The sequence below is a fragment of the Sporosarcina newyorkensis genome, from assembly GCF_900167515.1.
In the GTDB taxonomy this organism is placed as follows: Bacteria; Bacillota; Bacilli; order Bacillales_A; family Planococcaceae; genus Sporosarcina; species Sporosarcina newyorkensis.
In genome coordinates, this window is the sequence record NZ_FUYJ01000007.1 from 1 (window position 1) to 22152 (window position 22152).

Genomic DNA, 22152 nt, shown 5'->3' on the forward strand with positions numbered 1-22152 from the left:
CATCGTGGTCTTGGTAGGCCGTTACCCCACCAACTAACTAATGCGCCGCGGGCCCATCTCACAGTGACAGCCGAAACCGTCTTTCAACATCTCTTCATGCGAATAAATGGATTATTCGGTATTAGCCCCGGTTTCCCGGAGTTATCCCCATCTGTAAGGTAGGTTGCCCACGTGTTACTCACCCGTCCGCCGCTAATCTTTAGGAGCAAGCTCCCAAAGATTCGCTCGACTTGCATGTATTAGGCACGCCGCCAGCGTTCGTCCTGAGCCAGGATCAAACTCTCCATAAAAGAGAAATTCGAGTTAGCTCGATTTCTTGCTGGCATCATTTAAGATACTCATTTTGTTTATGTCATCGACAGAGTCGATGCACAAACGTTTATTTCGTTAACGTTTTGCTGTTCAGTTTTCAAGGTTCATTTGGTTAAATAATATGGAGCGGGTGAAGGGAATCGAACCCTCATCATCAGCTTGGAAGGCTGAGGTTTTACCACTAAACTACACCCGCATATAAATTGTAATGAATAGCATGTTTGGTGCGGTAAAGAGGACTTGAACCTCCACGGGGTTAACCCCCACTAGGCCCTCAACCTAGCGCGTCTGCCATTCCGCCACTACCGCTCTGTTTTAGCGACAAACTCTATTATACATGATCGAAATGATAAGTCAACAACTTTTTTTGAAAAAGTGGTGAGCCATACAGGATTCGAACCTGTGACCCTCTGATTAAAAGTCAGATGCTCTACCAACTGAGCTAATGGCTCGTTTTGAAAGTAAAAAACGAGATGTTCCAAATACCATACTTGATCCTTATAACACTTTAAAAAGTGATGTTATAAAAATGGCTGGGGTAGCTGGATTCGAACCAACGAATGACGGAGTCAAAGTCCGTTGCCTTACCGCTTGGCTATACCCCACTACTGATAAACTGTTCGTCAGACTTCTAGGCATTCGTTTAATTTTACTAAAGTGACCCCTACGGGATTCGAACCCGTGTTACCGCCGTGAAAGGGCGGTGTCTTAACCGCTTGACCAAGGGGCCTTAGTTATATTGTCCGGTAAACTAATGTGCGATTTGTTCCGCATGTCTCAGTCGACTTTTCCTATTATAGACAGGGTCATCAAATTCGTCAACCTTTTTTATCAATCTTTTTAAAAAAACTTTCATTATTCTTCTAGAACCTTGATTTAACAAGCTTTCACTTTAAATTTTTTTGTTTTATTTTGTATAGCCTCTATCCCGATTCTAAGATCCTTCTGAAAACATTTCACTTTAACAATACTTGCTTGTGGGTCAAAAAAACTTTTTATTCATTCTTGGAAAACGCTATTACGATGAGAATATATAATATAAGACTGGTATGGTCCTACGAGACTTTAGCGCGTCTCACTGAGTTCATTGCCAATATTTACGAGTAAAGGCTGCCATATAAAAGACATTTCAGTTTTTCATGACAGCCCTTTTCTTTATTTATACTACTTTGACGATCTTCCCCGCACATTTTCCGCAACGATATTTACGGCAATCCATTCGTCTTCGTCTTTGATAGTTGCACCCACAGGCAGTACAACGATAATGGTGGACGACCGTACTTTTCGTTCTTCGCTCTGCAAGCGGCTTACAATGACGTGGCGAATTTGTCTGTCGTAACAGTTTTTTAAAATCGGTATCCCCATGTTTATATCCTTTACCTTCTAAATGAAGATGGTAATGGCATAGTTCATGTTTGATGATTCCAACCAATTCATCCTCGTCGTAAAGTTGGACAACAAGTGGATTAATCTCAATATAATGATTGGATAGCTTATAGCGTCCTCCTGTTGTACGCAACCTTTTATTAAAGATTGCTTGATGGATGAAAGGTTTATAGAAGACGTCGAGTGAGATTTGCTCGACTAGTTGTTGTAGTTGTTCATCCGACATACTCATATTCTCCCTTACTTAGATAAAGGCAGCATGGATAAAGCAATACGTCCCTTTTGTCGATCAACTGAATCGATCCACACTGTCACAATGTCACCGGAGGCTACGACGTCTAATGGGTGTTTGACGAATCCTTTTTTCATCTTCGATATGTGAACCAGACCGTCTTCGGAAACACCAATATCAACAAAGGCACCAAAATCCACGACATTTCGGACAGTCCCTTGCATTTCCATTCCTTCGTGCAGATCTTTAATATCCAAAACATCCGCTTTCAGTAATGGTTGTGGATAGTCGTCACGAGGGTCACGGTTGGGGCGTTGCATCGTTTCGATAATGTCCTTAAGCGTGATCTCTCCAACCTCTAGCTGTCTAGCCAGTTGTGCAATGTCGACTTTCCCCAAAGCCTCTGTCGCTTCACTCGTTCCCAATTGAGTTTTATCCAGCGCTACTTCTTTCAAAACGGATTCTGCAATTTTATAGCTTTCCGGGTGAATCCCTGTTGTATCAAAAGGTTCTTTGGATTCTGGTATGCGCAGGAAGCCGATTGCTTGCTCATATGTTTTGGAACCTAATCTTGGAATCTTCTTTAAGTCTGTTCGCTTTTTGAATTTACCTGCTTCTTCCCTTGCTTTGACGATGTTTTCAGCTACAGTTTTTGAAAGCCCTGAAACATATTGCAAAAGTGAAGAAGAGGCGGTGTTGACATTGACACCTACCTGGTTTACTGCCGTTTCTACGACAAAGGACAAGGACTCCGACAGATTCTTTTTTGCCACGTCATGCTGATATTGCCCCACACCTATTGACTCAGGATCAATTTTGACGAGTTCTGACAGCGGATCTTGCAAACGACGTGCAATCGATACAGCGCTACGCTGTTCGACTTGGAGATCAGGGAACTCTTCCCTTGCTTGCGGTGACGCCGAATAGACACTGGCACCTGCCTCGTTTACTATCACGTAGGAAACTGGCTCTTCAGCTTCTTTAATTAGTTCGACAATGAATTTCTCGGTTTCTCTTGAAGCTGTTCCATTGCCGATTGCAATGATCGAAATCGGATATTTCTTCAATAAATCCATTATTACTTTTTTCGATGCCTCTTTTTGCGGTTTGGGCGGATGTGGATATATCACGGAGATATCATGAAGCTTACCCGTCTCATCTACGACCGCCAACTTACACCCTGTACGGAAAGCAGGGTCCACGCCGAGAACTGTTCTGCCTTTTAAGGGAGCTTGCAGTAAAAGGCTCCGAAGATTTTCGGAAAACACATGAATCGCCTGCGCTTCGGCTTTTTCAGTCAACGCTGTTCGTACTTCCCTTTCAATAGAAGGAGCGATTAACCGCTTGAATGAATCTTCCAATGCGTTCTTTATATAAGATGCAGATGGCGAACCTGTTTGTTTGAGGTACGCCCGCTCCAGATCTCCGACAATCCGATCAGCCGGAAAACCTACACCGACACGCAGTACATCTTCCTTTTCTCCACGATTGATAGCAAGCACTCTGTGAGGAACAATTTTATTCAACGGTTCTTCGTAATCATAATAATTTTCGAAAACTTTCCGCTCATCTTCCGCACCTTTTTTCAAAGCAGCCGTCAAGCGTCCTGCAGACCACGTAGTTTTACGGATACGTTCCCGCATTGTGGCGTCTTCAGAAACTCTTTCCGCAATAATGAATTTAGCACCTTCAAGAGCATCTTCGATTGTGTGAACCTCTTTTTCCGTGTTCACGTACACAGCAGCTGACTTTTCGATACTACTGTTTGTTTGTTGCATCATCTCATCAGCCAGCGGTTCTAAACCGCTTTCGATAGCGATCATCGCCTTCGTTCGACGTTTTTGCTTGTATGGACGATATAAGTCTTCAATTCGCTGCAATACAGTCGCCCGCTCAATATCGGCCTTTAATTGATCGTTCAGCTTTCCTTGCTCTTCGATCAAACGAAGTACTTCCTCTTTTCGTTGTTCCAATGATTTTACATAGTGATAAGAGTCTTCAATCTCTTTTATCTGCACTTCATCTAATGAACCTGTCGCTTCTTTACGGTAACGCGCAATAAAAGGTACTGTGTTGCCTTCTTCCAATAGCGCGATAACACTTGCAGTTTGACGTTTGCCAATGCCTGCTCGGCTCGCGGTTGCTTCCATAAGATCTATTGACAATTCAACCACCCCTTCTTCTTTCCATATAATAGCATAGGTCGAATTCAGATTCCTGCCTTACCTATCTGATAAGTACATACAAAAAAACCCACTTCAAATTAATGAAGCAGGCTTGCCGCGATGAATGTCGCATCATCATTCGAATCGATTGTACTTTCAATTTTTCTGTACAATTGATAGGATGTGGTGTTCTCTTGTAAATACTTTTTAGGGCTACGCAAGCTCACGCCATCTGAATGTAAGAAAAATCGATCATTCTTATGATATGGATAGCGTTGCGTACGAAGTGATTGCGGACGTCCTGACAGGTAGCCCATGACAGGCAACGGATAAATCATCTGACCATTTGACTGTAGGATATATAGACGGATATTACCAACACAACTGTACTCCAAAGTTTGCTGGGTAAAATAAACTTTTACAATTCCGACCGCTGCGCCACGTTTGTGGAACATTAATTTATTGCAACGTAGCAACAAATCGTCAGGTGATTCATGATGGTACTCTTCCAATACGTTCGGTATCACTTCGGCGGATTCCTTAGCGTCTGTTCCGCTTCCTAAACCGTCTGCGATTGCACAAATGAAATAATCTTCTTCTGAATGAATGTAGTATGCATCCCCAGAATCCTTATTTCCCTTTTTCGACTGTTGGTATATATATGCCTCTACATATTCATTCTCGAAAGTTTTCACTACTTCGCACCACCACTTGTTAGTATTACTTCTTGCAGTTTCTTAATTGCTTTTCTTTGCAGTCTAGATACATGCATTTGAGAGATATTCAGTAATTCCCCAGCTTCTTTCTGACTCATCTGGTCAATATATGTATACTGGATAATTTGGCGCTCACGTTCGCTCAATACACTTAATGCATCTAAGACCAGCATTCGTTGGTCTGTCTTTTCAAATCCACCGTCTGTTTCACCTATAATATCAAGCAGCGTAATTGTGCCACCTTCTGAATCCGCATCCAGCGTATGGTCAATGGATAACGCTTGATAGCTTCTGCCCATCTCCATTGCTTCCAATACAAGTTCTTCGTCAGTGTCAAGATACTCTGCTATTTCGTATACCATAGGCGAGCGTTGAAACTCTGTTGTCAGCGTCTCAACAGCCGCTTTAATTTTAGGGCCCAATTCTTTTATACGTCGCGGTACATGGACAGCCCATGTCTTATCGCGAAGGAAACGCTTGATTTCGCCTATAATTGTTGGTACGGCAAATGCTTCGAAACTTCTTCCTTGCTCAGGATCATAGCGACGAATCGCACCTAATAACCCGAGCATACCTGCCTGCACGATGTCTTCGTGATGTGATTGGCCACGGGAATATTTTCGGGCAATCGAATGAACCAAACGCTCGTAATGCAAGACTAACTGCGTTTGGGCGTCGTCATCTTGTGTCTCTTGATATTCATGTATCCACTGGATTACTTGTTCCTTTGTCTCATTGTCACGAGAAGACCGTTGGTTTGACATGTCCTTCTCCTCGCTCTCTGCCCAAGTATTTGGTCATGAAGACGATGACACCCTCCCCATGATCAATCTTCACTTCATCCATTAATGCTTCCATCAAGTAAAGGCCTAATCCTCCTTCCCTTAATGGCGATTCCTCGTTCCAGTCTTGGTATGGACCAATCTTCTTCTTCGTTTCTTCAAAATCGAAGCTTCTGCCATGATCTGTCACGACAATTTCTAATCGGTCCTCATAAAGGGCACAGCCTAAAATCACTTCACCTACTTTCTCGTCATTGTAGGCGTGCTGCACTGCGTTCGTCACAGCTTCACTTGCAGCGATTTTCAAATCCTCGATCTCGTCGTATGTAAATCCTAGACGGCTCGCCAAGCCTGAAATCGCCAATCGAGCTACCCCAACATATTGTGGTTTCGCCGGAACTTTCACTTCAATATAATCAAACGCTTGCATCATCTTCGCCACCTTCTATCTGTTCTATCTCCATAATTTCATTCAACCCTGTGATTTCGAATAATCGATAGAGGCGCTGATTCAATCCTTTGATCACCAGTTTAGCGTTATGTGCTTTAATCTCTTTATAGAAGCCGACGAAAACGCCTAATCCTGTACTATCCATGTAATTGACCTCAGATAAGTCCAGCTCAACTTCCATTCCTTCTGCCTGCTCCAGCTTTGCCAAATGTTCCTTCAACTTTGGTGCCGTATATATATCAATCTCACCAATAATCTTAAATTTATGAACTAAATCTTTGTCTACTTGCTCAACTTGTAAATTCATTTCGCCACCCCGATCGGTTTCTCTATTTTTCCAATTTATGCGCATCATCATTTCGATATTTGCACACATCTTGTAATATACCCGCTTTCCAAACTTCAAAACATTTATTTTGTTTTTTTCAAAATAACCAGTGTAAAGTCATCATGCAACTGGTAGTCTTGCATTCTAGAAAGTTCATTAAATAAATAGTCGACCATCGCTTGTGCATTTTCGGACTTCACTTGACACAGTAAGTTTTCGATAAAATCCATTTCAATGAATCCATTTTCCGTTCGAGTTTCACTTACACCATCCGTCATTATAACGACAAAATCATTCACTTCGAGCTTAACTGTACGTTCCTCGTATTTCGCTTCTTCCTGAACTCCAAGCAGAAGCCCTTTGCTCTCCAATAGCTTAAACTCTTTTTCGGCTGCACAATAAAAAAGGGCTGGTTCATGTCCCGCTGAAGCATAGCGAAACGTAGCGGTATCCGTGTCATACTTTCCATAGAACATGGAAACGAACATCGAATCGGAAATGCTTTTTTCAATCATTTTATTAATAAAACTGAGTACTTCAGATGGACTTCTCTTTTCGTAGCGCAGACTATCCATGCCGAATTTCACCATGGACATATGCATAGCAGCAGACATCCCTTTGCCAATAATATCCGCCACCGCTAAGCACACTTGACTTGAAGTTTCATTCAAAAAGTATACATAGTCCCCATTCATCTGTTTAGCAGGCTTTGAGATCCAGCCGATGTCCAGTCCTTGTACTTCAGGAGTCGCGGTCTGTAACAGCGTATTCTGCATCCTTACCGCAATATCCATCTCCATTTGAATGGCTTCTTGCTTACGAATTAGACTTTGGTGTTCTTTCAAAGCTAGTCCATAATGGATCATCATTTCAATTAAAAAATCAAAAGAAATACTTACTTCCGGGGGCAGGTCCTCGATCAACTCTTCAATAGAGGTTTTGTGAAGGCTGATGACATCTTCAGGCGCAATTTTCTTTTCTATAAAATTACGACTGAATTGCTGACCTAAATAAAGATCTTCTTCCCCTTGGGTGCGCAGAAAACTCTTCAGCATTTGTTTATACTGTTTGCCTGTCTCCTGTGGCAATGTTCTTCAACTCCTAGTGCAACCATTTCGTCGCTGTAATGGTAGTACCAATACCCACTTCCGTCTCAACGCGAAAGTCATCCATCAATCGCTTGACTCCAGGCATACCGGCACCCAACCCTCCAGAAGTAGTAAACCCATCCTCCATCACTTTTTGCAAGTCAGTAATACCCGGGCCTTCGTCTGAAGCCGTAATAATCAATCCTGCTCGCTGACCAGCCCGGACAGGCTCGATTTTAATTACACCTTTTCCTGCATACAGATATATATTTCTTGCCAATTCGCTGATGGCAGTTGTAATTCTTGCCTGGTCCACTGTTCCAAAACCAGTTTCCTTCGCCTCATTACGGCCAAGCTGCCTTGCTGCAACAATGTCCCATTCCGTATTGATCTCTATAGAAGACCCGTGCTCCATGGTCAGGCCTCCAATTCTCTAGTCAATTTCTCTAGCCCATTTTCTAGATCTAATGCAGTCTTCACATTTTCCAAGCGTATGCCAAGTTCAATAAGTGTGATGGCTACTGATGGTTGAATACCTGTGATGACCACTTTCGCTCCCATCAGACTGGTCATGTGAATCACGTCACCAAGTACTTTCGCGATAAATGAATCAATGAAGTCAATTGGCGTCAGATCGATTACCACACCGCGGGCTGATGTCTTATGCAATTGATCCAATAAATCTTCTTGGAATTGCAAAGCGGTCTGATCGTCTAGCTCTACTTGAATGGATACGATTAATGTATCTTTTAACTTTAGAATCGGGATTCGCATCTTCATACTATTCCTCCTCCACTATCGTACGTCCTGTCATCTGCAACGCCTCTTGCATCCCTCGTCTCAGTGTGCTGGTCGTTGAAAAGTCCGTTAAGTTAATACCCAATGTCACGATAGTCTGAGCAATTTCAGGACGAATACCGACCAACATACATTTCGCTCCGACAAGCCGCACTGCATCTGCAGCCTGAATTATATGATGAGCCACCATTGTATCCACGACTGGTACGCCTGTAATATCAAGCAACACCACTTCGGCACGTTGTTTTACGACACCTTCCAACAAATTTTCCATAATCAGTTTGGCGCGCTCTGTATCGATCGTCCCTACTAACGGCATAACGGAGATTTTTTCAAATACTGGAATCAAGGAGGCTGATAATTCCTGCAAAGCAATTTTTTGCAGGCTATCTGTTTGTTCCCACTTCGTAGCGTATTCTTCAATAATACTCTCGCGCAATGGGTTGATCCAGCTGGAGAAAATGTCCATACCTTGACGCAGATTTGAATTCGTCAGAACACCCGTTTCGAAAAACAACTCATATACAACTGCGGAGAATGTATCAATCGCACGGTTAATGAATTTGATGGACCAACCAAAATGAATGATCTTCTCCGTGAACTCGTCCAATCTTTCTTTATCCACTTTCTCTCGATGGGATAAGTTAGAAGTCATTAATGTAGTAAATTCCCTGCTCGTCGTTTCTACAACACTCGCCGGCATTAAATCTAAAAATCGCTCACTGGAGTTGTCCTTCATTTGCTCCACCCAGCGTTTGGTGATGGTATCTATATTGTCGGATATGCTTTGTTTCATTACTTCATTCATCGCCACTTGTTCCTCCCTATACCTTCAGTTATCTCTATTGTAACGAAAATTTGTACAAACTACATGTATTTTGCTGTTTTTTTATTAAAGAACTATACAAAAAAAACACTAGAGCCTATTGGCAGTAGTGTTTTAGGGTAGCAGCCATCTTGTACTGCTTTTTAAAAAAACTGTAGTTAGAATATGTATGCTAAAATTTAATGAGCCCGAAACTTACTTGCAATGACTCATCGACTTGTTTCATTAACGCATCGTCTAAATGTGTTATTTTGTCTGTGAGCCTCGACTTGTCGATTGTGCGGACTTGCTCGAGCAGGATGACTGAATCCCGCTCGAATCCATGCCGTGCCGCCGTTATTTCGACATGTGTCGGCAATTTTGCTTTTTGTATTTGTGCAGTAATGGCTGCCACGATTACTGTGGGACTAAACCGATTTCCGATGTCATTTTGTATGACGAGAACCGGTCGGGTCCCTCCCTGTTCAGAACCGACTACAGGTGACAAATCTGCAAAAAAGACGTCTCCACGTTTAATTGCCAACTTTTCATCCTCCGCTGACGCAACGTTCCACGGTATGCTGAGCTTCAAATTCCGCATATAAACACTCTGCCGCTATGTTTAGGTTAATCTGCGACATTTCAACATAACCTCTGATCATAGCTTCCCGCAATAAGGAAGCTTCACCATACTCCATATGTCTCTCTGTCGTCATATAAACGAAATCATCTTGCATCTGCTCCCGCTGAAAGATTGCGTCTTCATTTTGCTGCAGCAATCTTGTTGGGGCTATACTAATTATTTCTTTTTCGTTTTTATTCGTACGCAACTTGAGCACCTCCGACAAACCCATCCCTTATTTCTATATCAAATCTATCTTACCATCGAAATACTAATAAGAAAAGACAAGGTTTGAACTCTTATGACAAGAAATGCAAATTTATTCAGTAGTTTGTCGAAATAAATGGCCGTTGCTGTGAAAGTTGCATCGAATTGTACGAGAAATATTTTACCTATAAACCCTAGGAATACGCGCTGAAAATGTTACGGCTATTTCATAAGGGATGGTACCTAGCCGTCCCGCCCATTCTTCTATCGTGATCTCCTCATCTCCTTGCCTGCCGATTAATATCACTTTTTCACCTTCTGGATATTCGTACGGGAGTTTGATCATACATTGATCCATGCAGATCGTGCCGACAATCGGGACACGTCTGCCTCCTATCAATACTTCTTGCCCTTCTAATGAACGTTTTAAACCATCTGCATAGCCGATCGGCAACGTGCCAATCCATTCATCTTCTTCTGTTTCATAGGTCCCGCCATAACTGATTTGTTCGCCGGCAGGCAACTTCTTCACATAAGCCAACTCGGTTTCAATCGACATTGCTTTTTCAAGCACAAAGGGTAATTTTTTCTCAACGGCTGCGGATGGTGCGATACCGTACAGACTCACACCAAAGCGAACCGCATCTAGTGCATATTCAGGGAACATCAGTGTCGCAGCACTATTAGAAGCATGAACCAGGCGCGGCTTTTTCGGAAAACAGTCGACCAGTTGTGTAAATCGTTTAAATTGCAATCGAGTCGGCTCTGCATCCTTTTCATCCGCCCGGGCAAAATGAGTAAACGTTCCTTCAATAGACAGGTGATCGGACTGATTAATCAACTCGGTCAGATTAGTCAACTCCGATTCAGTCCGTACCCCGATTCTACCCATTCCGCTATCAATTTTTACATGTACTTTGCATTTTTTATCGAATTGCGGTTGATCGTTAACTTGTTTCACCCATGCAGCGCTTGTAATAGTCAGCATAATACCTTGTTCTGCCGCTACTTTCGCAAATGAAATAGGTGAAGGACCCATCACGAGAATGTCGACTGCATGATGATGTTTCCTAAGCGTGATTGCTTCGTCGGGCGTAGCCACAGCCAGCATCTCGGCTCCGGCCTCCAGCGCAGCATTTGAAATCTGTACTGCGCCGTGACCATAGCCGTCCGACTTCACAACCGCGATCAATTTCGTTTTGTTAGGAAGATAAGAAATAACACGCTGGACATTATGCTTAACTGCTGTTGTATCAATAATCGCTCTTGTTGGCCGATAATCGGTCTCGTTGAACATCTCGCTTCACCTCATTGGATAGACTGTGTCTTGTTTAATTAATTATCTATCCGAACGCAGGATCAAGTCAATTGATTCAACCGCTGATTATTTCGCTTCTGTAACGGTCATGGAATTCGCAACAGTGATCAATTCTTCTTTGCTCAATGTTTCAGAAGCGACAAAGAAGGACACTCCATTTACTTCCCAATGGATGGATTGGTCCGTTAACGCTGCTACAGCAAATCCTAAATCCACTGGATCACCCTCTACTGAGACAGGCAGTTGGTTCATCGGCTTTTCTGCAGGTTCCTGAATAACCACAAATTCTTTCTCTCCGCTGAACGTCATCAAGATACGTTGACCATTTTCAGTCGTCACGCTCTTTTCGTCTGATAGCGTCGATCCTTCCCAATTCACTGCTGGATAATAAGTTTGAAAGCCTGTTGTTTTTTCATCAGCATCCGCTTTTTCATCAGCGCCGGCTTCCTCATCATCAGACCCCGCTTGATCACTTTCCGCTTTTGGTTGCTCCATTTCGACCGCATAATCCGCAACCTTATGCTCTACACCCAAAGAAATTTTAGAGAACTTGATCGAAATCTTTTCCTCGCCCGTTTCGTCATGGATTGTTACATGAGTCGGCAAGAGTGTTTTCTTATCGATATGAATCTTTTGCGTAGGCAATAATTTTTTATGATTATTGCGAGTTTCCGTTTCAAAGACATACTCTTTTTCCTTTTCTTCCATTGTCGCCGCTTTATCAACCTTAATGTCTTCCGCTAGCGTACCAATCAAATATCCTTGGCTGTTTTGAGCAGGCCAGTCACTTTGAAATTTATAGGTTTTGCCCAAGGACGGTGTAATGACAAAGACACCTTCTTCATTACGGACTATCATTTGTGAATCTTCATTCCCCGATTGCGTGACATTCACTTTGTAAAATTCGGGCTTTGTATGCCATACCTCCACATCGTATACCCGAGGTTCTGCGCCCGTTTTAATTTCCATTGAGGCATTCAATTCATAGCCTTTCGTTTCGTTCCATTTATTGCTGAGCTTTTTCATCACATCTTCTTTAGAAGGTTTACCGCATCCCCCTAAGACTAGCAAGACTGCTACGACAACTAACAACAGAAATCGTTTCCGCATTCAATTCATCCTTTCTCCAATCAATTCGGGTAGCTTATCTTATGAGAGTGATGAATCGAATATGCGAGCTTGTTTCAAAGTTTTGGATTGTCACTTCAGTCTTCCATTAAAATTACCTGTGCTGCCGCAACAGTTTGTGTATGTGTGATGCTGATGAACCCTTTGACAGGCTGTCGACGGAAGTACAATGCGGGTCGGCCGCTTGGTTCCGCAATCACTTCGATATCTAGAAAACCGCAATCTTGACCTATGCCTGTGCCCCGCGCTTTGGAAAACGCCTCCTTTGCCGCGAAGCGACCCGCCAAATACTCCGTTTTCCTATGACCGCTCATTTTTTCATAGATTTGCAATTCAGATGAAGACAAAATACGTTCACGGAACTTAGAGTTACGTTTGTCCAAGCGCGCAACACGCTCTAATTCCACTATATCCAGTCCAATTCCTTGTATCAAAACAGACATCTCCTTTCCCATCAGTGTGATTTACAGGTATAATCAGTACAGAAGATTGAGGTGAAACTATGTTTATACGTACAGAAAACTTTTCGCAATATGTTCGCGCTTATCCTATCGTGACATTCTTATTGGCATTGAATATCGGGATTTTTATATTGACGTGGATTCCCGGCATTGGGAACCAACTCCTTCTGTTCGGTATCGGCGATAACTTTTTAATCGCTAATGGAGAATATTGGCGCCTGGTCACCCCGATGTTTTTACATGGCGGGTTGACGCATTTACTGTTCAATATGTTTTCTTTATTCATTTTCGGTCCTGAACTAGAGAAGATCGCAGGGAAGGCTCGTTTTATTACGATCTATATGTTGGCAGGCTTGTTCGGCGATGTCGCCACGTACTTCTTGCAATCAGGAGACTATCGTCACTTGGGAGCAAGCGGTGCGATTTTCGGAGTGTTCGGCGCGTTCGGTGCGCTCGTTTATTATACGAAGCACGTCTTCCCGCAATTGAAGCAAGTGATTTTGCCGATCATCGTTATAAGCGTTGTCATGACATTTGTCGGGACGAATATTAATGTCACTGCACATATCGCAGGATTGATCACCGGTTTCCTCATCGGACTCAGTTATTTCAATCCAAAGAATATCGTCAGTTGGAGAAAGAAACGATAGATGAACAGAAAGCCAGACAAGTGATCTTGTCTGGCTTTTTCATTCTTTACTTTCCGTGGGATATTCATACCATAAAAGGAATTGCTCTGCTTGTTCTTGCGGCATGTGTCGGACCGCAGGAGCATCGACAGTCATGCCCGATTTGACATTGACCGTGACAGTGGCCACCTTTCTTCTGCGGTGGAAGTAGTTCTGATCTACCTCCATTGATTGGATACGATTCTTTTCCATAAACACGGTGTGTCGGCTTATGGACCGGAAGCGCATGGTCAACTGTTTGGGTAAGATTGAATAAGCTGCTGTCTTATATTGCCAGAGTCCGAGCCCCCACACGAATGGGAGCAACAATAACGATAATAAACCGTATGGGAATAAAAAGTACGAAGCGGCCGCCACGAGTACAAGCGTCAGGAAGAGCTTAAAGCGATAATAAAAACGTTTCCCCCGCGCATCCAGCACTTCCGTCGGCTCACCGAAATCCAAATTCGGAAACAACTCTTGCAGCGGCTCAATTATCCGATCACGTTTAGCCAATGGAAAAAGCTTGATACGCGCACCTTCCCCTACTCCCCCTGCACTGCTCAGAACGACGCTCGCATAACCAAATAACTGACGAAATGGATTCTCCACAATCGAGACATTTTGAACCCGATTCAGCGGAACCGTCACACGTTTTTTTTCGAGCAGTCCTCGCGTGATAACGAGATCATCTTTTTCCAATTTCACTTTAAAATCGTAATTCGCCAAGAAGGTCATCGCAACGGATAATAACCAAACCAGTATGAAACCTAGCAAAATCAGAATGCCGATCACAAACACGCCAAAACGAACGAATGATTCCAATTCGCCAAATAGCCAATCAAACGGGATGATTTCCTCGATTTGCGACAAAAATACGACGGCCCCCGATAAAATGACCCCAATTCCTCCCGACGTAGTTGCCAACATGAGCAAATCACCTGTTGTCATCGAAAAAACAGCGCGTACTGATCGTTCTGTTTCTTGCGTAATTTCACGGTCTCCGTGAAGCAACAATTCTTCATTTTCATAACGACGAGGAATCGGCCCTGTTATTTGAACTCGTTTCGCTCGCTGAATTTCCTGTTCAATTTGCTCGGCTGCATCCTTCGTGATGGCGGTCAATTCCGCTTCTGCATCCTTGCCCGAAGCAGAACCCGCAGTTTCTACTTTCACTTTCACCAAATTAAATGGACGATGAAAAATCCCTTCCGTATAATCAAGGCTTTGTATACGGTCAAATGGAATATAGCGTTTTTTTCGCACGAACAAACCCGAAACCATCCGCAATTCCTGATCCTCAAACCAATAGTCAAAACGACGCCATTTGACGATACCCGCTACTAGTGTAGACACAAGTAGAATACCGAATAAAATTAGGGACCAATACTGAACGAACCAAGGTTGTGTAGACTCCCCTTTAAATCCGTTGGCAACGACCAAGATAACGAAAGGTGCGATCATATCTTTCAATGTTTTGACCGTTTCCACTACTGCCGTGATCCAATGCAATTTATAGCGTTGTTCAGACATCATCTTTCGCCACCCTTGCAAACGTGGAAATCCGATTGCGCAATTCATCCGCTTCCTCCGTCACCAAAGCGGGAATAGAATGGTTCGTTGCCGCGGTGGAGATGGTAATCGAAGCCAAACCATATTTACGCAAAATCGGCCCTTCCGCTGTATCCACATGTTGCACGCGAACCATTGGAATTAACGTCCGATTGACAATAAAAAGGCCATGTTGCAGCTCGATCTCTGCTTCACGCACTTCATAACGCCACCGTTCCCATCTAATTTTCGGGAATAGATAAATAGAGAAAAATGCATACAGCATGACAACCACTGCCGCTACTATACCTATCCAAATAGGCCATTCAAAGTAATACATGAGAAAACCGATGCCGATCGCGACGGCCATTAAAATTAAAGTTTGTATAATTCCATACAATCTCCAGACGGTCAGTCCTTTTCTTGAGATTTGATTTGCAGGTTGCTGTCTCAATCACATCTACTCCTTTCCACAATACCTACTATGTATACGAAATAAACTTGAAAACGTTTCATTCTGATTGATCATATCATAACATCTAAAAAAAAATCCGAACTGCTGGAAGCAAGTTCGGATTTTGAATACTCTATTTTTATCGTTCTGTACGGTTGCTGCGTGAACGGCTGTCTCTTCTGCCGCCGTCGCGTCCACCGCCACTGCTGCGTCGTGAACCACCAGTACCGCCGCTGAAGCTTCTGCTGCGTCCGCCTTGAGAACGTCCGCCGCCGCTACGGTTGCCTTTATAGCCACCACGGTTGCCGGATGAAGTTCTACGTGAAGGCAATGGGCGTTCTTCCGTAATAGTGACCGGTGTCTCATCTACATCTTTAGTCAACGAGCGAAGAGCTGCTGCCACAATGTCTTTTGCATCATACTGATCAAGCAATTGTGCTGCAAGTCCTGCGTAGTCTTCTAAATTATTTTGCTTAATTGTTTCTGATAAAGATTCAACCGCTATCTTCTTCTGTTCGAACAATGCTTCGTCAGATGTTGGCGGACGTAAAGGTGTCATACGCTTCTTAGTTGTTTCTTCAACTATACGAAGGTAGCCCATTTCACGTGGTGTGACAAAAGTAATCGCCATCCCGCTTTTACCTGCACGGCCTGTACGTCCGATCCGGTGAACATAGCTTTCTGGATCTTGTGGAATATCAAAGTTGTATACATGTGTTACACCTGAAATATCCAATCCACGTGCCGCTACGTCTGTTGCCACTAGAACATCAATTTTGTTATCTTTAAATTGACGCAAAACTGACATACGCTTTGCTTGTGTCAAGTCACCGTGAATTCCTTCTGCCAAGTATCCGCGGATGCTCAATGCATGTGCTAACTCATCGACACGACGCTTTGTACGACCAAAGACAATTGCAAGTTCTGGTTGGTGAACGTTTAACAATCTGGAAAGAACATCGAACTTCTCACGCTCATGTGCTTTAACGAAAAACTGTTCAATATTTTCGACAGTCATCTCTTTGGATTTAATCTTCACGATCTCAGGGTTTTTCATAAATGTTTCTGCGATTTTACGAATCGGAGCTGGCATAGTTGCTGAGAATAACAGCGTCTGACGCTCAGCCGGAACGCTCGCAAGAATCGTATTGATATCTTCGATGAATCCCATGTTCAACATTTCATCTGCTTCGTCCAATACAAGCGTTTGGACATTGTCTAGCTTCAATGTTTTACGGTTAATATGGTCCAAGATTCGTCCCGGTGTTCCGACTACGATGTTTGGATTGTTGCGTAGTGCACGGATTTGACGCCCGATTTCTTGTCCGCCATAAACGGAAAGAACTTTCGCACGGCTGCCGTAGCCCACTTTGTAGATTTCTTCGGATACTTGGATTGCCAACTCACGCGTAGGTGCAATGACTAATGCTTGGACTGCCGGATTTTTCGGATCAAGTTTCTCGATGATCGGAATACCAAAAGCCGCTGTTTTCCCTGTACCTGTCTGAGCTTGACCGATTACGTCTCGGCCTTCCATACCAAATGTAATCGTACCTTCTTGGATCGGTGTTGCTTCTTCAAACCCCATGCGTAGCAAAGCGTTTTGTGTTGTTTCACTAATATTCAATTCTGAAAACTTCGTCAAAATATTCAATCTCCTTTGTTTCTTCATTTGACAATTGGTTACATTTGCAAATGAAAGCGCGGCAATTCGAGCCATGTACTTTGAAAGTTGGGAGCCTTTCCGATATATCCATCTGGCGTTTGAAATCTCTAATGGAAGGATTCCTGCGGATGCAGAGGGGGCATATCAATTACATCTAGCGTAATTGTGTCCAGATTTATTATGCAGCACAATGCGAAACCTGTGACATACAAGGAAAGCTCAGTCCTTGCCGAGCGGTTGGATCGGCAACTCATTGCTAGTTTGCCTAAGTATCCACCGTTTTATTCAAAAAAAAGTACTCTTCACAAAACGGAAGAGTGCTGTTGTAAATGTATCCAATTCCTTTCATTAGTCTAACACGCATCACCCCGGACTGCAACGAATCAGCTTATGTTCCATTAATCAGTCTTCTGTCAAGAAGTTCAGCACCTTAGAAAACCACAAATCTCGGTCATCGCTATAGCAAATATGATGCTTTCCGCGTTCCGAATAAATCAATTTCTTATGCTCTGATCCAAGCTGTCTGAATAACACAGTAGCTGTGGAAGCAGGTACGATTCCGTCTTGTTCACCTTGTACGATGCAGACCGGCGTCCGCACCCTATGGTAATACGGTTTCACCAAACGGACGACACGCAAAAATTCAAGCGTCGCCCGCATCGGTGTATGTGTGAGTTTGTAATTGTACAAGTGGTAGAAAGAATCTGCGGGATAGCGACGCTGAATGGAAGATATCATCATGACATGTGCATCTTCCATCAATATCCGCGGACTTATGTATTTCGCTGCAGCGCTTAGCAACACAAGCTTTGCTATTGGATAACGCAAAGCCAAGTACATGGCGATTAAACCACCCATCGAGAAACCGATGACAATCACATGATCCACTTCTTTCTGCAACTTCTGTAACTCAAGCTCTGCCGCCATCATCCACGAAGCGGCAGAACCTTCTTGTAAACCGATTTCCAATTCATGTCCCGGTAAAACGGGAGACCTCACAATCCAATCGGTACGAGCATTCAAAAACTGCTTCAAGGGAGCGATTTCAAAAGGGCCTCCTGTAAATCCGTGAACAAAGAGCACGCCAGTCGTCACGGCGTTTCCTCTGCCAGGGCCTGGATGATTCGCTCTAACTCCATTCCTCTTGAACCCTTAAACAGCACGACTGTCTGTTCCGTCAATTTTGGTCTAAGTGCATCCGTAATCAGTTCGACATCATTCGCAGTCCACATGATTTCACCCGGAAAGTCCGTCAGCTGATCCGCCAGCCATTTCATCCGTCTGCCGAATAGTGCGATGCCTTGCAGATCAAGCTCGTTCAAATCATTTGCAAGCCCTTCGTGGTAGTCTTGCTCTTCTTCCCCAAGTTCCAGCATATCTCCAAGAACAAGCCATTTATCTCGACGAACGGATGTATCCTTAATAAAACGGAACGCCGCCCGCATAGAAGTAGGTGCTGCATTATATGCATCGTTAATCAGCAAGGAACCATTAATTCCTTCTACGGGTTGCATGCGCATATCAGTCAGTTCAGTCTGCTCCAATGCGTTTTTAATTTGCTCATCCGTTAGCCCGAGTTCATCGGCAATGAGTATCGCCGCCAACGTATTTTTCACTTGATGGGCACCATAAACAGGAATCGTGAATTGTCCTTGCAGTTTACCCCGAACAGCAAAAGAACTGCCTTTGTCGGTAGACTCAATTTGTTCCGCTGTCAAATCCGCTCGTTCGTATCCGAATGACATACTGCGCACTGCAGGCTGACTCGCAATAAGGTTCTGCAACAACGGTTCGTCGCCGTCATAAAGCAGCAATCCGTCTTTCTTCAGCCCATCGATTATTTCAAACTTCGCTTTCGCAATTCCTTCACGAGAGCCAAGGTCTTGCATATGCGCTTCCCCAATATTGGTGATCACCGCGAAGTGAGGAGCCGCAAGCGTTGATAAGAAAGAGATTTCCCCAAACCCACTCATGCCCATTTCAAGTATGGCAACTTCGGTTTCCTCTTCGACCGACAATAACGTCAGTGGAAGACCTAACTCATTGTTGAAATTACCTTCCGTCTTCTTCACTTTAAAATACGGAGACAACACACCAGCTAATAAATCTTTTGTCGACGTTTTACCATTGGAACCTGTTACGCCGATAATCTTACAGTTTAACTTTTGCCGATAGCTGCGTGCAATTTGCTGTAGTGCCAGTTCTGCATCCTCGACAAATAAAAGTGGCAGGTGAGCAGGCGGGTTGGGTTCGTCTTTCAGCCAGAGTGCGGCGACGGCGCCTTGTTCGATCGCACCCTCCACAAATTTGTGGCCATTCACCTGTTCCCCACGAAATGGTATAAACAAATCCCCGGCCTGGACTTGGCGGGAATCGATACATACGCCTGTTACAAGTTGTTGTGCAATATGCTGGCCATCCGCCTTCAACCACCGCTGTATTGTTGATAGATTTCGTTTCACGTTATATCCTCCGCTCAATCCATTGTGTAATGCAATTTCTGCTTTTCAGCATGACGTTCAAATGCCAGCTCGATCAGTCGGTCGATCAGATCCGGATATGCAAGCCCGGATTTTTGCCAAAGCAATGGGAACATACTTGTCGGAGTAAAGCCCGGCAGAGTATTTACTTCATTGATCAACACTTCATCGTCTTGTGTCACGAAAAAATCTGCACGAACAAGCCCAGAACAATCGAGCACTTTGAATGCACGGAACGCCATGTCTTTCATATGCCGTGCCGTTGGATCAGAAATTTCAGCCGGTATTGATAATTCGGTGCTTTGATCCTGATACTTTGCTTCATAATCGTAAAACTCTGCGACCGGACGGATTTCACCTGCAACTGATACTTCCGGGTGATCGTTACCAAGTACCGCCATCTCGATTTCACGCGCTTGGATGCCTTGTTCTATAATGATTTTACGATCGAATCTCAGTGCCAGTTCGATTGCCAGTTGAAGTTCGTTTCGATCATCCGCCTTGCTGATCCCCACACTCGAACCAAGATTTGCCGGTTTAACAAACATCGGATAGGACAATTTCTGTTCTGCCTGGTCTAATAAAGCTGCGGCGTCCTCCTGCCATGCATTGCGAATGAAATGAATATATTCTACTTGAGCCAATCCGGCTTGAGCGAATAATTGTTTCATGACAACTTTATCCATGCCCGCTGATGAAGCAAGCACACCATTTCCTGCATATGGAATATTCAGCACTTCAAACAATCCCTGGACTGTACCGTCTTCCCCATTCGTTCCATGCAGAAGTGGAAGGATCACATCCGGCATATCCCCTTTTAAAAATTCCTCAATATGATCCGGTTGCGACACCCCTTCTTTTTTCAGACGCAAAATGTCGATTTCCGTGACCGGTCCTTCGAGCGGCTGACCTTTCAGCCATTCTCCTTGCAGCGTAATGTAAATCGGCAGTACTTCATATTTATTCAAATCCAGCGCCTGTGTAACTGCACGCGCTGTGGAAAGTGAAACTTCATGCTCCGCGGATTTCCCGCCATATACTAGCCCTAATCGTTTTTTCATACAATCTCCTCGCAATCCGTAGATTTGATTCATATAGTTTACCATGAAACGAGACTGTTCATGAACGGAAAACTAACGTTGGACATTCTTTTTACAAGTTATAGAAACCATTCATTTCACAAAGCGTCAATTAATAGGTGTACTTCTTAAAAACATTTACGATATAATAAGTGATTGTAATGAATATTGATAAAAGCTAGCAAAATGATGGCTATAGAAAAGGTGAGTTCGTAATTGAAACAAACAAACAGGCTAGGTGAACGATTCGACTGGACACTTGCCTTTATCATTATGTTATTCGGGGTTATTAGTTTAGTTGTCATTGGTTCTGCTCAAACTTCTGAGCAATATACTCAAAACTTTGTTATCAAACAAGTTACATGGTACGTTCTTGGATCGTTCATTGTCGCGATGGTAATGTACTTTGAACCAGATCAATATAAGAAAATTGCTTGGTATGTATATGGCTTCGGGATTTTCTTATTGCTATTCCTTATGCTTGCACCGGGCGGACCGGGTCAAATCGCAGAGATGCGCTATAGTGCGAAGCGCTGGCTTCACCTACCGGTTATCGGAACGATCCAGCCTGCCGAGTTTATCAAAACATTTTTCATTCTCGGGCTTGCACGGATGGTCAGCTCACATAATGAAAAAGTGTTGCATCGGACCTATCAATCAGATCTCAAGTTACTTGGTAAGATTGCACTCATGCTGGTCGTGCCATTGTTCTTCATCATGAAGCAGCCCGACTTAGGAACTTCTCTCGTTTTCGTCTCGATTACAGCTGCGGTCGTCATTGTGTCGGGTATTTCCTGGAAGTTGCTCGCTCCATTGTTTTCAATCGGAGCGGCACTGGCAGCAAGCGTGCTCTGGATGGCTATCTATGCGCAGGATTTCTTGGATAAAATCGGATTTTCCCCTTATCAATTCAAACGAGTGTACTCATGGCTTGATCCGTATTCCTATCCAACAGATGAGGGGTATAACTTGATCACGGCGATGACTGCTATCGGCTCTGGAGAGTTAACAGGGAAAGGCTTTCTTGGTCGTATTGTCTACATCCCTGAAAATCACACCGACTTTATTTTCAGCGTTATCGGTGAAGAATATGGATTTATCGGTGCTTGTGTCGTCATCACTTTATATTTTATTTTGATTTATCACTTAACCAAAGTGGCGCTTTCACTTCACGATCCATTCAGTGTCTATGTGTGTACAGGTATTATCGCCATGATCTCCTTTCACGTGTTCGAGAACATCGGCATGAATATTCAGCTGTTACCGATTACCGGTATACCTTTGCCTTTCATAAGCTATGGCGGTAGTTCCTTGTTCAGTAATATGCTGGCGATCGGTTTGATTTTCAGTATGAAATTCCATCATAGAACGTATATGTTCGCTTCAGACGATGAAGACTGATTATGCGTAAAAAAGAGACCTCCTTTCCTGACAGGTAGAAGTTGTGTAAACTGT

General features: G+C 43.6%; 23 protein-coding genes, 5 tRNA genes and 1 rRNA gene. 2 read left to right on the top strand and 27 right to left on the bottom strand.

From position 1 onward, the window contains the following. The 21 genes from B5D59_RS12915 to acpS form a co-directional block, all read right to left on the bottom strand. Positions 1–290: ribosomal RNA gene (locus B5D59_RS12915) — 16S ribosomal RNA — on the bottom strand; the annotation flags it as partial. A gap of 144 nt (positions 291–434) precedes the next feature. Continuing rightward, positions 435–508: transfer RNA gene (locus tag B5D59_RS12920), tRNA-Gly, on the bottom strand. Positions 509–534: 26 nt separating this feature from the next. Further along, positions 535–621, bottom strand: a tRNA-Leu gene (locus tag B5D59_RS12925). 67 nt (positions 622–688) lie between these two features. Then, positions 689–764 (bottom strand) — tRNA-Lys (locus B5D59_RS12930). 78 nt (positions 765–842) lie between these two features. Further along, positions 843–917, bottom strand: a tRNA-Gln gene (locus B5D59_RS12935). A gap of 53 nt (positions 918–970) precedes the next feature. Beyond that, positions 971–1042 (bottom strand) — tRNA-Glu (locus B5D59_RS12940). Between the two features lie 429 nt (positions 1043–1471). Then, positions 1472–1924 carry a SprT family protein gene (locus tag B5D59_RS12945; RefSeq protein ID WP_040759888.1) on the bottom strand — a complete coding sequence of 151 codons (453 nt, stop codon included), beginning with the start codon at positions 1922–1924 and terminating at the stop codon, positions 1472–1474. A 14-nt stretch (positions 1925–1938) separates the two neighbouring features. Continuing rightward, a complete protein-coding gene (locus B5D59_RS12950; protein WP_009498854.1) occupies positions 1939–4080 on the bottom strand; it encodes a Tex family protein in 2142 nt (713 codons plus the stop codon). Between the two features lie 113 nt (positions 4081–4193). Next, the gene (locus tag B5D59_RS12955; protein WP_009498855.1) at positions 4194–4790 is read right to left on the bottom strand and encodes a PP2C family serine/threonine-protein phosphatase; all 597 of its coding nucleotides are present in this window, start codon (positions 4788–4790) and stop codon (positions 4194–4196) included. Then, the gene (gene sigB, locus B5D59_RS12960) at positions 4790–5575 is read right to left on the bottom strand and encodes an RNA polymerase sigma factor SigB (RefSeq protein ID WP_009498857.1); all 786 of its coding nucleotides are present in this window, start codon (positions 5573–5575) and stop codon (positions 4790–4792) included. Before sigB ends, B5D59_RS12955 begins: the two co-directional genes overlap by 1 nt. Continuing rightward, positions 5550–6023: an anti-sigma B factor RsbW gene (gene rsbW / locus B5D59_RS12965; RefSeq protein WP_040759889.1), complete on the bottom strand. Its 474-nt coding sequence runs from the start codon at positions 6021–6023 to the stop codon at positions 5550–5552. Before rsbW ends, sigB begins: the two co-directional genes overlap by 26 nt. Then, a complete protein-coding gene (locus B5D59_RS12970; protein WP_040759890.1) occupies positions 6010–6351 on the bottom strand; it encodes an STAS domain-containing protein in 342 nt (113 codons plus the stop codon). Before B5D59_RS12970 ends, rsbW begins: the two co-directional genes overlap by 14 nt. Positions 6352–6455: 104 nt before the next feature. After that, complete coding sequence (locus tag B5D59_RS12975) at positions 6456–7460, bottom strand: PP2C family protein-serine/threonine phosphatase (protein ID WP_176132587.1); 1005 nt, start codon at positions 7458–7460, stop codon at positions 6456–6458. A gap of 13 nt (positions 7461–7473) precedes the next feature. Next, positions 7474–7875 (bottom strand): anti-sigma regulatory factor, encoded by a 402-nt coding sequence (locus tag B5D59_RS12980; RefSeq protein ID WP_078818250.1) that lies wholly within the window; start codon positions 7873–7875, stop codon positions 7474–7476. A gap of 2 nt (positions 7876–7877) precedes the next feature. After that, positions 7878–8240, bottom strand: a complete 363-nt coding sequence (locus tag B5D59_RS12985; RefSeq protein WP_009498863.1) for an STAS domain-containing protein — start codon at positions 8238–8240, stop codon at positions 7878–7880. Position 8241: 1 nt separating this feature from the next. Then, entirely contained in the window at positions 8242–9066 is an 825-nt protein-coding gene (locus tag B5D59_RS12990; RefSeq protein ID WP_078818251.1) for an RsbT co-antagonist protein RsbRA, read from the bottom strand. 190 nt (positions 9067–9256) lie between these two features. Next, a complete protein-coding gene (locus tag B5D59_RS12995) occupies positions 9257–9607 on the bottom strand; it encodes a type II toxin-antitoxin system PemK/MazF family toxin (RefSeq protein WP_009498865.1) in 351 nt (116 codons plus the stop codon). A gap of 4 nt (positions 9608–9611) precedes the next feature. Then, the gene (locus tag B5D59_RS13000) at positions 9612–9917 is read right to left on the bottom strand and encodes a hypothetical protein (RefSeq protein WP_009498866.1); all 306 of its coding nucleotides are present in this window, start codon (positions 9915–9917) and stop codon (positions 9612–9614) included. 156 nt (positions 9918–10073) lie between these two features. After that, positions 10074–11189 (bottom strand): alanine racemase, encoded by a 1116-nt coding sequence (gene alr / locus B5D59_RS13005; RefSeq protein ID WP_078818252.1) that lies wholly within the window; start codon positions 11187–11189, stop codon positions 10074–10076. Between the two features lie 87 nt (positions 11190–11276). Beyond that, positions 11277–12320 (bottom strand): LolA family protein, encoded by a 1044-nt coding sequence (locus B5D59_RS13010; RefSeq protein WP_078818253.1) that lies wholly within the window; start codon positions 12318–12320, stop codon positions 11277–11279. A 95-nt stretch (positions 12321–12415) separates the two neighbouring features. After that, positions 12416–12772, bottom strand: a complete 357-nt coding sequence (acpS, locus tag B5D59_RS13015) for a holo-ACP synthase (RefSeq protein WP_078818254.1) — start codon at positions 12770–12772, stop codon at positions 12416–12418. Positions 12773–12840: 68 nt separating this feature from the next. On the opposite strand from acpS, the gene B5D59_RS13020 reads away from it, so the two are divergent. Beyond that, positions 12841–13449: a rhomboid family intramembrane serine protease gene (locus B5D59_RS13020; protein WP_009498870.1), complete on the top strand. Its 609-nt coding sequence runs from the start codon at positions 12841–12843 to the stop codon at positions 13447–13449. A gap of 39 nt (positions 13450–13488) precedes the next feature. Here B5D59_RS13020 and B5D59_RS13025 read toward each other — a convergent pair whose 3' ends face one another. From B5D59_RS13025 to B5D59_RS13050, 6 genes are all read right to left on the bottom strand, one after another. Next, on the bottom strand, positions 13489–15003 hold the full coding sequence (locus B5D59_RS13025) for a PH domain-containing protein (RefSeq protein ID WP_176132588.1): 1515 nt from the start codon (positions 15001–15003) through the stop codon (positions 13489–13491). Beyond that, complete coding sequence (locus B5D59_RS13030) at positions 14993–15472, bottom strand: PH domain-containing protein (protein WP_078818256.1); 480 nt, start codon at positions 15470–15472, stop codon at positions 14993–14995. The genes B5D59_RS13025 and B5D59_RS13030 overlap by 11 nt, the downstream gene beginning before the upstream one ends. Before the next feature lie 139 nt (positions 15473–15611). Continuing rightward, positions 15612–17117, bottom strand: coding sequence for a degradosome RNA helicase CshA (gene cshA / locus B5D59_RS13035; RefSeq protein ID WP_040759893.1), 1506 nt, complete (start codon positions 17115–17117; stop codon positions 15612–15614). A gap of 423 nt (positions 17118–17540) precedes the next feature. Continuing rightward, on the bottom strand, positions 17541–18233 hold the full coding sequence (locus tag B5D59_RS13040) for an alpha/beta hydrolase (RefSeq protein ID WP_009498874.1): 693 nt from the start codon (positions 18231–18233) through the stop codon (positions 17541–17543). Then, positions 18230–19600: a UDP-N-acetylmuramoyl-tripeptide--D-alanyl-D-alanine ligase gene (locus tag B5D59_RS13045; RefSeq protein WP_078818257.1), complete on the bottom strand. Its 1371-nt coding sequence runs from the start codon at positions 19598–19600 to the stop codon at positions 18230–18232. Before B5D59_RS13045 ends, B5D59_RS13040 begins: the two co-directional genes overlap by 4 nt. 14 nt (positions 19601–19614) lie before the next feature. Continuing rightward, a complete protein-coding gene (locus B5D59_RS13050) occupies positions 19615–20679 on the bottom strand; it encodes a D-alanine--D-alanine ligase (protein ID WP_078818258.1) in 1065 nt (354 codons plus the stop codon). Between the two features lie 234 nt (positions 20680–20913). Between B5D59_RS13050 and B5D59_RS13055 the strand changes: the two genes are divergently transcribed. Then, entirely contained in the window at positions 20914–22098 is a 1185-nt protein-coding gene (locus tag B5D59_RS13055) for an FtsW/RodA/SpoVE family cell cycle protein (protein ID WP_281250676.1), read from the top strand. Positions 22099–22152 lie beyond the last annotated feature (54 nt).

What these genes read in the sequence shown, in the direction of transcription:
- B5D59_RS12945 (WP_040759888.1), bottom strand. Translation starts at nt 1,924, where the DNA reads ATGTCGGATGAACAACTACAACAACTAGTCGAGCAAATCTCACTCGAC.
- B5D59_RS12950 (WP_009498854.1), bottom strand. Translation starts at nt 4,080, where the DNA reads ATGGAAGCAACCGCGAGCCGAGCAGGCATTGGCAAACGTCAAACTGCA.
- sigB (WP_009498857.1), bottom strand. Translation starts at nt 5,575, where the DNA reads ATGTCAAACCAACGGTCTTCTCGTGACAATGAGACAAAGGAACAAGTA.
- rsbW (WP_040759889.1), bottom strand. Translation starts at nt 6,023, where the DNA reads ATGCAAGCGTTTGATTATATTGAAGTGAAAGTTCCGGCGAAACCACAA.
- B5D59_RS12970 (WP_040759890.1), bottom strand. Translation starts at nt 6,351, where the DNA reads ATGAATTTACAAGTTGAGCAAGTAGACAAAGATTTAGTTCATAAATTT.
- B5D59_RS12980 (WP_078818250.1), bottom strand. Translation starts at nt 7,875, where the DNA reads ATGGAGCACGGGTCTTCTATAGAGATCAATACGGAATGGGACATTGTT.
- B5D59_RS12985 (WP_009498863.1), bottom strand. Translation starts at nt 8,240, where the DNA reads ATGAAGATGCGAATCCCGATTCTAAAGTTAAAAGATACATTAATCGTA.
- B5D59_RS12990 (WP_078818251.1), bottom strand. Translation starts at nt 9,066, where the DNA reads ATGAATGAAGTAATGAAACAAAGCATATCCGACAATATAGATACCATC.
- B5D59_RS13000 (WP_009498866.1), bottom strand. Translation starts at nt 9,917, where the DNA reads ATGGGTTTGTCGGAGGTGCTCAAGTTGCGTACGAATAAAAACGAAAAA.
- alr (WP_078818252.1), bottom strand. Translation starts at nt 11,189, where the DNA reads ATGTTCAACGAGACCGATTATCGGCCAACAAGAGCGATTATTGATACA.
- B5D59_RS13010 (WP_078818253.1), bottom strand. Translation starts at nt 12,320, where the DNA reads ATGCGGAAACGATTTCTGTTGTTAGTTGTCGTAGCAGTCTTGCTAGTC.
- B5D59_RS13020 (WP_009498870.1), top strand. Translation starts at nt 12,841, where the DNA reads ATGTTTATACGTACAGAAAACTTTTCGCAATATGTTCGCGCTTATCCT.
- B5D59_RS13025 (WP_176132588.1), bottom strand. Translation starts at nt 15,003, where the DNA reads ATGATGTCTGAACAACGCTATAAATTGCATTGGATCACGGCAGTAGTG.
- B5D59_RS13050 (WP_078818258.1), bottom strand. Translation starts at nt 20,679, where the DNA reads ATGAAAAAACGATTAGGGCTAGTATATGGCGGGAAATCCGCGGAGCAT.